The following is a 14,595-nucleotide window of genomic DNA, read 5'->3' on the forward strand; positions in this document are numbered from 1 at the left end:
TTGCATCATTAGAAGTTGCTGCATTTCAAATTTAGAACTGCAAAAACTTCCAATGTTGCAATGATGCAATAAGATCCCTTCTACTGCTGCGCCGGGCCGCGGACCACCTGAATGAATCCATCCGGCCTGATCCACTTTTGAAAGGCGGCTCGCACCTGCTCGGCCGTCAGATCAAAATAGCGGCTTGCCGCCCGGGTCGGTTCGTCCAGGGGCAGGTCCATCTGGGCTCTTGCGAGAAGTCCTCCGGCGACCGAGTCTTCACTCGATTCCCGGAGCGGAATCTGGCGGAGCAAAAGCGCTTTGGCCTGTTGTAACTCGGCGGGAGTGACATCTGTCTTTTGCATATCGGCAAGATCGCGGGCGATTAAAGCGGCAGCCTTGGAGGAATTCTTTGGATCACAGGCGTAGGTCACGGAATAGGTTGCGCGCGAGCGTGTCGCCTCGAACCGCACGTCCACGGTGTAGACATAGCCGGTCACTTGCCGGAGATCATGATAGAGACGTGTCGCATAGAAGCCGCCGCCCAGAACGTGATTCGCCAGATCCAGCGCGTAGTAGTCGGGATTGTAGCGGTTCATTTCCACCTGTTCGGCCAGCGTCACGTTGTCCTGCAACTCGCTTGGATCCGGAACATTCACGGCCGAGACCTTGTTTACCGGCACAGCCGGAAGAACGACATCCGGTGCATTGCCAGGCGCCTTCCACGAGCCGAACCATTTGTCGATCACCGTTCGCGCCTCGTCTGGCGAGACGTCTCCGATGACGACAATCGTGGTCAAATCCGGGCGAATCGTAGCGGCGTGATACTGTTTCAGATCATCTAACGTGATGTTGCCGATCGTTTTTGGCGTGACTTCCCGGAGTCCGGCATCACCGGCGGGCAGCAACCCGTCGATCACCGCGCGCCGCGCCCGGTAGCCCGGGCTTTCGAGATTGCCTTTAACGAACTCCGCCGTCTGTTGCTTGACGATGTCGAAAGCGTCCGCGGGTAAAGCCGGATTCAATTCGTTGTCGGCGAGCAGTTCTACTCCCCGCGAGAAATCGTTCTTGAGAGTACGCACCGAGAAATTAAAACCGGCTGTCTCGTTGGCCGCAATATCATCGAGTGCTTTTTGAAATGCCAGCCGATCCAGCGTCTTCGTCCCGTAGCTGAACAGATCTTCCAGAACGTCGTCTTCACCGTCTTTGCCCGCCGGGGTTTCAAGGTTGGGTTCATGCCTGACGTTTCCCAGGACCGTAATCGTCGGGCTGGTTTTGTCCGTCTTCACGATCAATCGGAGACCATTGGCGAGCTTCATATCCGCCGGCTTCGGCTCCGCCTTTGGCACTTCCACGGCCGCCAGCCTTCCCGCAGCCCACGATGGAAGGTCCACAGGTTTGCTTGGCGTTGAAGTGAGCTTCTCATCACCTCCGAAGCCCTTCGAGGCTACCGGGCCTCCGGAAGGCACCGGCTTTAAAATACCGACCACTGAATTGTCTTCGCGAAGATATCGCTTCGCAACGCGGTTGACATCGGCAAGGCTGACCTTGCGAATGGCAGCCACATCAGCATCGGGTGAATTGCGGCCCTCGGCGGCAAGCGCATCCGACCATACGGATGCCAAACCCGGGATTGAGTTGCGTTCGAATTCCGCGTTCGCGATTTCGGAGCGCTTCGCCGCATCGACGAGTTCGGCCGGCACGCCGTGGTCGGCATAGCCGGCCAGTATCTTTTTCACCTCAGCGACACTCGCGGGTCCATCGCCGCCGGCAGGCAGCGCCGTCAGGGCGTAAGCGACGCTCGCCAGCGGGTACGTCTCGGCCAGGCCGAATTCCGCTGCCAGCGCTTTTCCCTGTGGCACCAGAGCATATAAATCGGCGCGTTGGCTGGCCAGCACGTCGGAGAGGACCCGCGTTGCAGCGTAATCGGTTCCATGGGTTCCCGGCATGCGGTAGGCAATGAAGGCCAGCACGTACGGCAGATTGCTGTCGAGCGTAAATGTCTCGGATTTGATGGGCTTCAATCCGATGGGCTGACGGCTCGGAATCGGGCGCCTGGGAATCGAACTATAGAAGTCTTTGACCTGTGCCAGGGCCGCCTGAGGATCGAGGTCGCCGACAACCACAAGCAACCCGTTGTTCGGCGCATACCAGTCGCGCGCAAATTTCTTCAGCATGGCGCCTGTAGTGGCATCGAAGGAATCCCTGGTTCCCAATGCATCGTGCGCATATGGAGATCCCGGGAAGAGATCCTCATTGAGGCGTGTGATGAATTTGTAAGTCGGATTCGAGAGGTCCCGCGCGACTTCCTGCTCGATCGCGCCGCGCTCCTGATCCCATTCCGTGTCGGCGTCCTCGATGTGTTGCATGCATGCCGCGTCCATCCGAAGCGCGATATCCAGATCTGCTGCCGGAACCGTTGCGAAATACTGCGTTATGTTCTGCTGCGTGTCGGCATTATTAAGCCCGCCAAGCTGCGCATAGATGGCGGATGTCTGATCGGCTGAAACTCCTTCACAGCCGCGGAAGGCCATATGTTCCTGCGCGTGCGCCATGCCGGGGAAGCCGGCAGGCGTTTCATCAGCTCCTACGAGATAGTTCTCTTCCACCGTAACGACCGGCGCCAGAGGATTTCGGATGATTACTACCCTCAAACCATTACTTAGAGTGGCTCTCGTAACATTGGAGGGCACTATGTTCGTCTGTGAAGAGGAAACCTGCACGCCGCAGAGCAACAATAAGACGATGCAACAAATGCGATGTTTCATCGGAAGACTCCAGTAATAGTTATACGCCGCCAACGTCGAAGGGAGCCAAAGAAGTGTTAGCCGCAGATGACGCGGATGACGCAGATGGGGCCTTTTCTGCGTCATCCGCGCCATCTGCGGCTAACTGCAAAACCACGCCACAGTCTGTTTCAGTTGTGTTCCCAGGGGTCTGGCCGTAATCTTCCGGTCACGGGAGGAATGATGTTCCTGCGACGAATCACCTTTTATTTGTGGATCCTGGCCGTGGGCTGCCTGCCTGTCCTGTTGGCGGCGCAGGCGCGCCGTTCCGCGACATGGTTTGAGGGCGCCCGCCTGATCATCGGGGATAAGAGTCCGGCCATCGAGAGCTCGGCGTTTCTGGTCGAGGGCGACTCCTTCACCTGGGTCGGCAAAAAAGGCGAGCGCCAGCCGCCGCCGAATGCCATACGGGTGGATCTCACCGGAAAGACCGTGATTCCCGCACTGATCGACGGGCACAACCACATTGGTCTTGTGAACGAGAGAGACGGCACGAACAAGAAGGCAAACTATACACGCGAAAATCTTGTCGACCAGCTTCAGCGCTACGCCTACTACGGAACCGGAGCGGCAATGAGCATGGGGCTCGAAGCCGATCAGGAGCTCGCCTACAGGCTTCGTGACGAGGTCATTCCGAATGCGGCAAGATTTCTTACCGTCGGGAAGGGAATCGCGGCTACGCCGATGGCGGGCCCTCCCGGCGAAGCCCGGCTCGGTATTCCCTACGGCGCGGCCACGCCCGAAGAAGGCCGCACCCATGTCCGCGAGCTCCATGCCCGCGGTGTGCATTTCGTTAAGATCTGGGTCGATGACCGGGAAGGTGCTGTACCCAAGCTCAAGCCTGAGGTCTACCGCGCGATCATCGATGAAGCTCACAAATCAGGTATGGAAGTACTCGTACACCTCAGCCGGACATCGGCGCTGCAAGATGCGAAGGACCTGTTCAAAGCCGGCGTGGATGGATTCGTCCACACCGTCCGTGACCGCGATGTCGACGCCGAATACATTGCATTGGTGAAGCGGTATCCGAAAGTCTGGACAGGGCCGAATATTCCGGGCCCAGGCGAGACTGAAGACGACATCGCCATGCTGTCGGAAACGCTTCCGGCGGCCACCATCCTTACGATGCGGCGCCAGCTCGCGGAACGGACCGCCGCCGGAAACCCGCCGAATGCGCTGTTCGAACTCCATTGCCGTAACGTGAGGAAAATTCACGATGCCGGCATGGTCATTGGACTTGGAACCGACGGCACCGGCGATGGCTTCGGACCGCTTCAACAACTCGCTTACTACGGGCGTTGCGGTTTTACAGCGGCGGAAGCGATTCAGGCCGCTACGTCGGTAAACGCACGGATTCTCGGATTGACGCGAATGGGCACAGTCGCCGCCGGCAAGGAAGCCGACTTCGTCGTCCTGGATGCCGATCCGCTGCAGAATATTTCGAACACGCGCAGGATCAACAAGGTTTATCTCCGAGGTACTGAGGTGGATCGCGCCGGGCTGCGAAAGAAATTTATGGGTAACTCCTAGGAAAAGAGAGGTAAAAGAGGTCGCGGTAGGGATGCCGATCACTCGGCACCCCCCGCACAGATCCGTACGAGCGGGATTACCGCATACGGCTCCTACCTTGGATGAAGCTTGGCGAAACGCTGCTCAGGATACGGGTGTTGGAGGCGAGGCACCGGAACCCAGCGTTCGGACAGTCTCAGGAACTGCGTCCACCGAAGCCGGCCGCACTGACTGCGGCGCCGGAGGGTGCGCAGCCATTGACGCTGAATCTGGCGGTAGAAGTGACCGAGCGTATCCAGATTGCCAGGAACCGCATGGTACAGGTAATAGCCTGTTACCACGCGATGCAACCATTCACCCGTGAGAGCGACCGGTTCATGCATGCGCTGTCGGAGCGCGACCTTGATTTGCCGCAACTTTTCCGTCATGCGCCGTTTCGCCGTCTTTCTCCAGACAATGAAGCTGCCGTTCGAACGACGCTTACCGCAGATATGGACGAACCCGAGAAACGTAAACGTTTCCGGCTTGCCCTCTCCACGTTGACGCCGATTCGATTCCGCCTTCTGGCCAAACTCGATCAGCCGAGTCTTGGCGTCGTGCAGCTCCAACCCGAATTTGGCGAGCCGGTCCTTGAACTCATTCAAAAACTGCTCCGCTTCCTGCCGGTGTTGAAACCCCACCACAAGGTCATCGGCATAGCGCACGACAATCACGTGACCACGCGCGACCTTGCGTCGCCAAGCTTCTACCCAAAGATCGAAGGCGTAATGCAGGTAGATATTCGCCAGCAGGGGCGATATCACTGCACCCTGCGGCGTACCTACCTTCGTCTCCGACCACTCGCCGGCTTCGGAAACTCCAGCCTTCAACCATTTCTGAATGAGCCGGAGCATTCTCGGATCGGCGATCCGATGCTCTACAAACTTGAGCGTCCATTCGTGACTCATATTGTCGAAGAATCCGCGAATGTCGGCATCCAATATCCAGTTCACCGGCTTCCGCATAATGCCCACTGCCAGCGCATCCAACGCCTGGTGAGCTCCGCGTCCCGGCCGAAACCCGTAAGAGAATCCTCGAAAGTCGACCTCATAAATCTCGTTGAGGATTGTCACCACGGCCTGTTGAACAATCTTGTCTTCCAGCGCCGCAATACCCAACGGCCTTTGCCGGCCATCGCTTTTCGGTATGTAGACTCTCCGTGACGGTTTTGCCCGGTACGCGCCGCGGTGAACCCGGCTGTGGAGATCGGGCAACCGATCGTCCAATCCGGTTTCATACTCCTGCCACGCCATCCCATCGATTCCGGGCGCTGCCTGTTTCTTTAAGGCATAGTAACTGTCCCGCAGCAGATCGATCGTGACGTGATGCAAGAGTGCAGTGAACCGTTCCTGTCTTCTTTCCTTTGCAACTCTTCGCACACCCTGAAGTCCCTCAGGCACGCCGTGTTTCTCGCTCTGTGTCGAGGACATGGGGTCCTTCATGATGTTCTCCTTAGTCTGCGGCCTTCCCTCCCCCTCCTCCGCTGACGTCGTTTCCGCCATTGTTCGGAGAGTTCATCGGTACTATGCCGCAGTCCGACTCCTCACCGGCGTTCATGCGCGTCTTCAGCTTTCGCCTTCACGCACCGGCCTGTTCACTTCCTTCAGGCGCCGACGAGGTCTCCCGGTTCTCGTGCATATTGTTTCTTCGCGTGCACGGGGTCTTCGACTACGCGGGATACCATCAACACTCGCGAAACCGTCTTGATGATTGTGGCCTTCCCCATCTGTCCACAGGGTCAGCATCCCAATTGGCTTTTTCGCAGCTCTATACCCGGCCCACGAATGCCTCTGTCTACGCTTCGACCGCCACCTCACGATGACTGCCGCAAGACTCGAGGTCAGGATGGTTCGCTACTCCTTTCCTGCAGGACTCTTTCATTCCCGACAACATGCCGGTTTATCCCGGCGCACGGACAGTGAGTAATTTCGGGTGAAATTGCTCACTGTCCCTCTTTTTATTTCTGCAGCTAATATTTAAGGATGAACGATGTCTACACTCTCGGCTTCTCGAATCGGAGTTGGGAGGACACCCTGGACATATTGAGAGCCTTCAACATTCAGCGGCTGGTGGATATCCGGACATTGCCGGGTTCAAAACACACGCCGCAGTTCAATCTGGAGCATCTCCAGGCAGAGTTGCCAAAGTCCGGAATCGACTACATCCATATGAAGAGCCTCGGCGGTCTGCGCAAGCCTCGTAAGGACTCCACCGTCAATAGCGCCTGGCAGAACAGCGGATTCCGCGGCTATGCCGATTACATGCAGACGCCAGAGTTCGAGGCCGCACTGGATGAGTTGATCGGACTTTTTAAAGAAAAAACCAGCGTCTATTGCTGCACCGAAGCGGTTTTCTGGCGATGCCACCGCCAGCTGGTCTCGGACGCGCTGCTGGTCCGCGGCTACACCATCGGTCACATCTTTTCAGCTTCAAAAGTCGAGGCGCACAAGCTGACAAAATTTGTGAAGGCAGAAGGGACACGCGTCACGTATCCTAGCCTGATATGAAGGACTTGACGGACCACGCACTGAACATCGCCCAAATCGAGGGAGCCCGTTATGCGGACATCCGCATTCTGGACCGCCGCGAGCAGGTGGTCAGCGTCAAAAACGGCCATGTCGACGGTATCGGCGATCAGGACAGCCAGGGTTTCGGCATCCGGGTCCTGGTCGGCAATTCCTGGGGATTCGCCGCCAGTGCATACCTGCACCGTGCCGAAATCGAGCGAGTCGCGGCGACGGCCGTGAAGGTTGCGCGCGCCAGCGCGCTGGTTCCGGGCGAGAAGATCGATCTGGGGCCGGCCGTCAGCAGTACCGGCAAATACACCACTCCCATCCAGATCGATCCATTCAGCATCCCGCTCGAGGAGAAACTCGACCTGCTGTTTCGCGCCGACGCCATAATGCGCCGCAACGCGGGCGTCAAGGTCGCCGAAGGCAACGTCCTGGCTATCCGCAATCACAAATTCTTCGCGAACTCGGAGGGTGCATACCTCGAGCAGGTGATCTGTGAGACCGGCGGCGCCATCGCCGCGACGGCCGTGAACGATACCGAAGTGCAGGTTCGCTCGCATCCGAATTCCTTCCGCTATCAAGGCACGGGCGGGTGGGAATATGTGACCAGTGCGGACTTTGTGGGCAATGCCGAACGGGTCGCCGAGGAGGCCGTGAAGCTTATCTTTGCAGATGTCTGTCCAACCGGTGACACAACGCTCATCCTTGGCAGCTCGCAACTCGCACTGCAGATCCATGAATCATGTGGTCATCCGACCGAGTTGGACCGGGTCTACGGGACAGAAGCCGCCTTCGCGGGGCGGAGTTTTCTGACCACCGACAAACGAAATCATTTCAAATATGGTTCCGGGATTGTGAACCTGACGGCCGACAGCGTCCGGGCCACAGGGCTTGGAACGTTCGCCTGGGACGACGAAGGTATACCGGCATCGAGCACGCCACTCGTGAAGGACGGCGAGTTTGTCGGTTATCTGATGTCGCGCGAGACGGCTGCAAAGCTGGGTTTGCGCAGCAACGGCTGCATGCGCGCGGACGGCTGGAACCGGATTCCGCTGATCCGGATGACTAACGTTTCGCTGGAGCCGGGAACCTGGGAACTCGAAGACCTCATCGCCGATACCGACGACGGCATTTACATGGAAACCAACCGTTCCTGGAGCATCGACGATATGCGGTTGAATTTTCAGTTCGGCACGGAAGTCGGTTACGAGATCAAGCGCGGGAAACGCGGACGCCTGTTGAAGAACTGCACCTATGCCGGGATCACGCCCGAGTTCTGGAACAGCTGTGATGCCATTACCAATGATAAATACTGGACGCTGTGGGGAACCCCGAACTGCGGCAAGGGCGAACCGATGCAGACGATGGGCACCGGGCATGGCGCCTCGCCGGCACGGTTCCGCAAGATAAAGGTTGGTGTTTTTCAATGAATTTTCGGCAGATTGCCGACGCCGTCCTGAGCGCCTCGAAAGCCGAACAGACGGAAGTGCTCGCGCTGGAGCAGGACGAAAGCCTCACGCGCTTCGCGAACAACTGCGTGCATCAGAACGTCACCGAGCGGAACGTCCAGATCACGGTCAGAGCGGTTATCGGAACGAAGATCGGCATTGCGGTTTCGAACGATACCCGGCCCGAAAGTCTCCGGCATCTGGCGTCCCGCGCCTGCGATGTCGCAAAACTTCAGCCCGACAATCCGGAGTTCAAGGGACTTCCGGAGCCGCAATCGGTGACGCCGGTCGCCGCGTATGATCATGCCGTGGCGGAATGCACGCCCGAGCATCGTGCAAAGACTGTCGGGATTATCTGCCGGAAAGCGGCTACCGCCGGTTGCTCTGCCGCGGGCTCCATGACGACATCGTCGCTTTCGATTGGAGTCGCGAATTCGAAGGGCGTTTCTGCAGAACATCGATCAACGCTGGCCGACGCATCCACCGTCATCATGGGCACCAATTCCTCGGGCTGGGCCCAGAATACCGGATGGCAGCTGCCCGCAATCGATGCCGAGGCTATTGCCAACGAAGCATTGGCGAAACTGCGTCTTGGAATCGATCCGGTCGATTTCGAGCCCGGTGAGTACGCGGTGATCCTCGATCCTTACGCCACCGCGGACCTTCTGGAAATGCTGGCATTCGACGGAATGGGCGCGCTTTCGGTACAGGAAGGACGATCCTGGATGAATGGCCGTCTCGGCCAGCGGATTATGGCGGACAGTGTGAGTATCATTGATGATGGATTGAACACCAGCGGCGTTCCGTGGCCATTCGATTTCGAAGGCGTCCCGAAGAAAGTGGTTCCGATCGTTTCTTCCGGCGTCGCGCTGACGCCGGTTTACGATTCGTTCACCGCGGGCCGGGAATCGGACAAACACTCCACCGGCCATGCAACGCCGCCATCGCCGCAAGGGCGATTCGGGCCCGCGCCGATGAATCTATTCCTGCGGCCGGGAACGACATCAATTGAAGCGATGATCAAATCCACCAAGCTCGGGCTCTATATCACGCGCTTCTGGTATACGCGCACGGTGCATCCCCGCGACGCCGTCGTCACCGGCATGACTCGCGACGGCACGTTCGTCATCCGCAACGGTGAGATTGCGCATCCCGCGAAATCGCTCCGCTTTACGCAGTCCTACGTCGACGCGCTCAAGTACACCGAAGCCATCGGCACCTCGCCGCGATTGCTTCGCTCCGGTTTCGGCGGCGCGACGAGCGTTCCCGCCGTGAAACTGGCGCGGTTCCGATTCACGAGCGCGACGAAATGAGCGGGCTGATCTATTTGTTTCTCACGCTGGTCGCCTTCAGCGCCAACCAGGGAAGCGCTGTCCGGCTGACGATTCCAAATGAGGCAGGAGTGAAAGCGCTGGAAGTCGTCTGGGAAACAAAGAAAGTACCGGCCTTTCTTGAAGGAGATCTGTGGGTCACCATCCTCGGTGTTGATCTGGATACGAAGGCCGGGAACCATATAGCGGATGTCCTGCTGACGATGACGGACGGGCACATCGAAAAGCGCGAAGTCACGGTTCAAGTTGTCTCGAAGAAATATCCGACAACGGAACTTCAGGTCGAGGATAAGTATGTCGAATTGAATAAGGCGGACCTTGCCCGCGCCAATCGGGAGAGCAGGGAGACTGCCGCCATCTACGCCAGGATCACGGATCAGATGCTTTGGACGCAGCCGTTCGCCATTCCCATTCCCGGCGAGACCTCCGGGACTAATTTCGGTCATCGGCGAGTCTTCAATGGTGAGCCCCGCGCCCCTCATGCCGGAGCGGATTTGCGCGCGAAGACGGGAACGCCGATACACGCAACGAACCGGGGGCGTGTGGTTCTGGCGAAGAGTCTGTTTTTCACCGGGAACACTGTCATCCTTGATCATGGACTGGGAATTTATTCGCTCTATGCCCACCTTTCGCGTATCGATGTGAGAGTGGGTGAAGTTATCAACAATGGACAACAAGTGGGTCTTTCCGGCGCTACCGGCCGCGTGACCGGCCCGCACCTGCATTGGGGAATGGTCGTGCAGGGCGCGCGCGTTGATCCTTTTACTCTGGTGAATATCAAATAACATGTTCGACTTTTTCAAACGCGGTCAATCGCCATCCCAGAGACAAATCGACAAGCTCGTCAAGCGGCTCACCGAAGAGCAGGGTGAACGCGGGCCACGCGAGGAAGCCGCAATGCGCCTCGCTGAATGGGGAACGCCGGATGCGCTTTATGCGCTTCTGAAACGTTTTACGATGTCCAGCAAAACACTTTCCGAGGACATCGACGAAAAGCGCGTCGTGGTCCGGATGCTGGTCGAGAAGGGTCATGATGCGGTCGAGCCTATCCTCCGCTTTGTCAGTTCCCACCATAATGTCGAGTGGCCTATTCAGGCGCTTTCCGAAATCCTTCCCCGGGAAGAGCTGGTTCCGAAGCTGGTCGGCGCACTCGAAAAGGTTGCGGCCGGCAGCGAATTCACCCCGCCCCAACACAAATCGGATTTGATCCGCGCGATGCGAGGGCATGTCACGCCGGAAATTGCGGCCGTGTTGGGCCGGTTCATGGCGGACGATGACGACGACGTTCGCATTGCGGCAATCGATGCCTTGTCCGAAGTCGGAGAAGAGATGCGCGAGCCGCTGATCGAAGCATTTCTCCAGGCCGAAGAGCGGCCGCGGATCCGGATCAAGATCGCAGAAATATTTGCGGATCATGACTGGCCTGTGAAAGGATACCGGCCGAGGATCGAAGAAACACTGCCGGAAGGATTCCACCTCTCCGCGAAAGGACTGATTCGGAGGAGATAGTTTTGGAGATTCGCAAAGCCCGCTCGTGGGCGATCTTCTGCATGGCCGTGTGGCTGACAGGGACTGTCGCCATGGCCATCGTCGCCACCGAAAATTTTTTCAGAATCGACCCGCTTCTCGATGCGCAGCCGAACCCTGTTTTTGCCTCAGATATCGAAAAGCTCGGCAGGGACGCCATTCACGACGTCATGTATTACTACTCGTCGGAACTGAACCGGTTGTATTTTCAGTTCTGGAACCTGGCGCAGCTGGCCATCGGAATTCTGACGTTGTGGTTGATTGCGAGGATCCCCGGCGCGGAGCGCGCGAAGTGGGAAGTGGTGGCGATGCTGGGTATCGTGTTGTTTCTGACCGTCCTGATTACGCCGCGGATCGTTTCCGTCGGCCGCTCGCTCGATTTTGTTCCGCGGACGCCGCCGCCGGAGGGTTTGCGGACGTTCGGATTGCTGCACGCGGCGTATACGGTGTTCGATGGGATTGAGTTGATCCTGGGTATTCTGGTGACGTTGAAACTGGTGCACTCAAAAGATTAATTTTTAAATCTGCAACGTCGGCCCACCAAAGTTGATTAAATTTCCCCTTATCGAATTCCGCCCATCAACTTCCGGACAGGCCTCACCAGCACCCCAAGGACACCCGCCGCAACCAGCGTCACCACGGCGACATAACCAAACAGGGTCGGCAATGGCAATGTGGTAAAGAACCCCGCCGTCCAGCCGGCCAGCTTATCGCCGACGGCAATCGATAACAGCCATACTCCCATCATGAGCCCCACAATCCGCACAGGGGCGAGCTTCGTCACGATGCTCAGCCCGACGGGGCTCAACGCGAGTTCCCCGATCTCGATGATGAAGTAGCCGCCGATCAACCACCACGGGCTCACATGAAGACCGGGCACGCTCTGCGCCAGACGCGCAGCCGGGACGAGCAGTAAAAAGGAAAGCCCCGCAAACAACAACCCGATAGCGAACTTCGCCGGACTCGACGGCTCATACTTTCCCAGCCGGACCCAGAGCGCCGCCATGATTGGAGCAAGAATGATAACGAACACCGCCGGGACCGCCTGAAACCACGACGAGGGAAACGAGACGCCAAATATGCTGAGCCGTGTGTAGCGATCCGCAAAGAGGTTCAACGTCGATCCGCCCTGCTCATAGGCGCCCCAGAACACCGCGGCGAATACAAACAGAATCGCGATCGTTGCCAGGCGTCTCCATTCCGGCGTCGAGGATCCGGTCACGACGGCCTGCTTCTGCTTCACGGACAGCTTGTTCAGAGCCGGCCGCAGCCGTTCCTTTCCGAGAACGTACTGCGTCAATCCGAGCGCCATTCCAACGCCCGCGCACGCGAAACCGATGTGCCAGTCGACTTTCTGCGCCAGATATCCGGCAATGATCGGGCCGAGGAAGGCGCCGAGATTGATGCCCATATAGAAAATCGAAAACCCGGCGTCACGTCGGCTGTCGCCCTCTTCGTAAAGCGAACCTACCATCGCACTGACATTCGGCTTCAACAGCCCGGTGCCGATAACGATCAATGCCAGTCCGCTGTAGAAGAACGGCAGCGCTCGGAAGGCCAGCGTGAAATGTCCGGCGGCGATGATGATTCCACCGATCAGCACGCTGCGATACTGTCCGAGCCCGCGATCCGCGGCGATTCCGCCGAGGATTGCTGCAGCCCACGCACTTCCCGTGTAGGTGCCGTAAATCGAGGCAGCGCGTTCGACCGGAAATCCCAGCCCTCCGGCGGCGGCGGGCGCCGTCATATAAAGGATGAGAAACGCGCGCATCCCGTAGTAGCTGAAACGCTCCCACATTTCGGTGAAAAACAACGTGCTGAGGCCGCGCGGATGGTGGACTTTTCCGGACATGAACGAGTGAAGTTACCACAGTAGCGCGAATGGTAAGAATTTTAAACCGGGATCGCCGGCGCAGGACCGGCGAAGGCGTGGTGGGTTTTCTGTAATGGCGGACAAGCGTTCCGGCAAGAGGTAACGAGCCGGAAGCAGGCTGCCCAAGAAATCTTCGGCGAAAAAGAAGTTTATCCTCTGGCTGGAGCGACAGGAGAGCATCCGGTGAGTTCTTCAACGGATGCCCTTCCGATGTCGCTCCGATTTTCCCCCTACTTCGCCGTGCCGCCAACGCTGCGGTCAACCTGCTCGGCCTGGCTGAGATGTTTTTGCAGAGTCGGCAGGAGTTCACGCGCGATCTCCGCATCATTGGCGCCGTTTGCGCCAGGCTTTTGCCGTGATGTGTTGGCTGAGCTTCCGGTGCCGGCTTCGCTCTGAAATGTCTGGACGGCCACCCGGTGATCGCGCACCATCGCATCCATATAGGCCTTATCGAATTGGGTTCCCGTCAGCTTGGAAAGCCTATCGGACGTCTGTTGATGTTGTTTGGTAAGTTGGACCGAACCTTCCGAAGTACCCGCGGCGTTTCGCAATTTTTGGAGCGCCTGCGTGTGGTCCTGAACCATCATCTCGGCATACTGCTTTACTTTCGGATCCTGGGCTTTGCCCTGGGCCATGCGGCCAAGATCGATTTCCGCCTGATTCATTTCAATCGCTTTGCTCAAAAAAGGATCAGTTGCCGTTCCCTGCTGATTGTTTTGGCCACGGGCCGCGGGCGCGAGCAGCAGCACGATCGAAAATACCAAAGAAAATATCCAGCATGCATTCTTCATGTATTTCTCCCTATTTTTTCGTTTTCGAAATGCGAAAGAAAAGCCACGGCAAATTACCTGCCGTGGCTCGAGACAATAGAACCAACTGTTTGGCCGGTCTCCGATGCCGACAGGAAACCTTCGTTGCCACCAGAGAAACCCGGCGCGCCGGAACTGTCAGACAAATCCTCACGTCCGCATCAGTGTGAAGCGCACAGAGAGACGGGTACATCGCCGGATTCCTGCTTCAAGCGCGGTTCGATCTAACGGGGCGCCGCTCCCGTATTCGGAACCATCTATGCGGCATCGCTTTCCATGTCCGCCATCAGTTCACTCTTACGGTCCGCCAGCTCCTGGCCAAGTTCGCGTAACCGTGCCGCACCCAGGGTTTTCCGGGCTTTAGGAAACATTTCGGTCTCTTCCTGTTCAGCGTGATGTTCGATGAGATCTTTGAGCACCTTGGCTTTGGCCGCGAACTTTTCCGAGGCGGTATCGGTGCTCTTAATTTCGGGCATGACCAAATCGACAACGTGGTGCTCTTCCAATGCTTCGAAGTAGAGGCGTGCCTGGGATTCCTGCCGGATGGCGTCCTTGAATGCCGGGTAAAAGATTTCTTCCTCGATCTGCGTGTGAACCGTTATCTCGGTTTCGACCTCGGCCAGAAGCTCATCCCGTTCCTCTGTATCGTCCTCTGTGGTTTTTTCGAGACGCTGCAGCAGCCCTTTGACGTTTTTATGATCTTCCTTGAGAAGAGCGATCGCGTCCTTCCGTGATTGTCCCGTATTAGAGCGTTTGCGCGATTTTGCCGCCATATGTAACT

Annotated in this window: 12 protein-coding genes; 7 read left to right on the forward strand and 5 right to left on the reverse strand. The window is 57.8% G+C overall.

Annotated elements, in window-relative coordinates:
• Positions 1 to 80 precede the first annotated feature (80 nt).
• Positions 81 to 2,633, reverse strand: coding sequence for a pitrilysin family protein (locus tag VGK48_12395; GenBank protein ID HEY2381970.1), 2,553 nt, complete (start codon positions 2,631 to 2,633; stop codon positions 81 to 83).
• Between the two features lie 312 nt (positions 2,634 to 2,945).
• Between VGK48_12395 and VGK48_12400 the strand changes: the two genes are divergently transcribed.
• Positions 2,946 to 4,295: an amidohydrolase family protein gene (locus tag VGK48_12400; GenBank protein ID HEY2381971.1), complete on the forward strand. Its 1,350-nt coding sequence runs from the start codon at positions 2,946 to 2,948 to the stop codon at positions 4,293 to 4,295.
• A 92-nt stretch (positions 4,296 to 4,387) separates the two neighbouring features.
• On the opposite strand, the gene ltrA is transcribed toward VGK48_12400, so the two are convergent.
• On the reverse strand, positions 4,388 to 5,755 hold the full coding sequence (gene ltrA, locus VGK48_12405; GenBank protein HEY2381972.1) for a group II intron reverse transcriptase/maturase: 1,368 nt from the start codon (positions 5,753 to 5,755) through the stop codon (positions 4,388 to 4,390).
• Between the two features lie 540 nt (positions 5,756 to 6,295).
• On the opposite strand from ltrA, the gene VGK48_12410 reads away from it, so the two are divergent.
• The 6 genes from VGK48_12410 to VGK48_12435 are packed head-to-tail and all read left to right on the forward strand — an operon-like array spanning position 6,296 to position 11,647.
• Positions 6,296 to 6,820, forward strand: a complete 525-nt coding sequence (locus tag VGK48_12410) for a DUF488 domain-containing protein (GenBank protein ID HEY2381973.1) — start codon at positions 6,296 to 6,298, stop codon at positions 6,818 to 6,820.
• Complete coding sequence (locus VGK48_12415) at positions 6,817 to 8,256, forward strand: TldD/PmbA family protein (GenBank protein HEY2381974.1); 1,440 nt, start codon at positions 6,817 to 6,819, stop codon at positions 8,254 to 8,256. The genes VGK48_12410 and VGK48_12415 overlap by 4 nt, the downstream gene beginning before the upstream one ends.
• Positions 8,253 to 9,587 carry a TldD/PmbA family protein gene (locus VGK48_12420; GenBank protein HEY2381975.1) on the forward strand — a complete coding sequence of 445 codons (1,335 nt, stop codon included), beginning with the start codon at positions 8,253 to 8,255 and terminating at the stop codon, positions 9,585 to 9,587. The genes VGK48_12415 and VGK48_12420 overlap by 4 nt, the downstream gene beginning before the upstream one ends.
• A complete protein-coding gene (locus VGK48_12425; GenBank protein HEY2381976.1) occupies positions 9,584 to 10,390 on the forward strand; it encodes a M23 family metallopeptidase in 807 nt (268 codons plus the stop codon). The genes VGK48_12420 and VGK48_12425 overlap by 4 nt, the downstream gene beginning before the upstream one ends.
• Before the next feature lies 1 nt (position 10,391).
• A complete protein-coding gene (locus VGK48_12430; GenBank protein ID HEY2381977.1) occupies positions 10,392 to 11,114 on the forward strand; it encodes a HEAT repeat domain-containing protein in 723 nt (240 codons plus the stop codon).
• Positions 11,115 to 11,116: 2 nt separating this feature from the next.
• On the forward strand, positions 11,117 to 11,647 hold the full coding sequence (locus tag VGK48_12435; protein HEY2381978.1) for a hypothetical protein: 531 nt from the start codon (positions 11,117 to 11,119) through the stop codon (positions 11,645 to 11,647).
• A gap of 47 nt (positions 11,648 to 11,694) precedes the next feature.
• On the opposite strand, the gene VGK48_12440 is transcribed toward VGK48_12435, so the two are convergent.
• The 3 genes from VGK48_12440 to VGK48_12450 form a co-directional block, all read right to left on the reverse strand.
• Positions 11,695 to 12,984, reverse strand: a complete 1,290-nt coding sequence (locus VGK48_12440; protein HEY2381979.1) for a peptide MFS transporter — start codon at positions 12,982 to 12,984, stop codon at positions 11,695 to 11,697.
• Positions 12,985 to 13,235: 251 nt separating this feature from the next.
• Positions 13,236 to 13,796 (reverse strand): DUF4142 domain-containing protein, encoded by a 561-nt coding sequence (locus tag VGK48_12445; protein HEY2381980.1) that lies wholly within the window; start codon positions 13,794 to 13,796, stop codon positions 13,236 to 13,238.
• Between the two features lie 275 nt (positions 13,797 to 14,071).
• Positions 14,072 to 14,587: a hemerythrin domain-containing protein gene (locus tag VGK48_12450; protein ID HEY2381981.1), complete on the reverse strand. Its 516-nt coding sequence runs from the start codon at positions 14,585 to 14,587 to the stop codon at positions 14,072 to 14,074.
• Between the last annotated feature and the right edge of the window lie 8 nt (positions 14,588 to 14,595).

Source organism: Terriglobia bacterium (assembly GCA_036496425.1).
Taxonomy (GTDB): Bacteria; Acidobacteriota; Terriglobia; order 20CM-2-55-15; family 20CM-2-55-15; genus 20CM-2-55-15.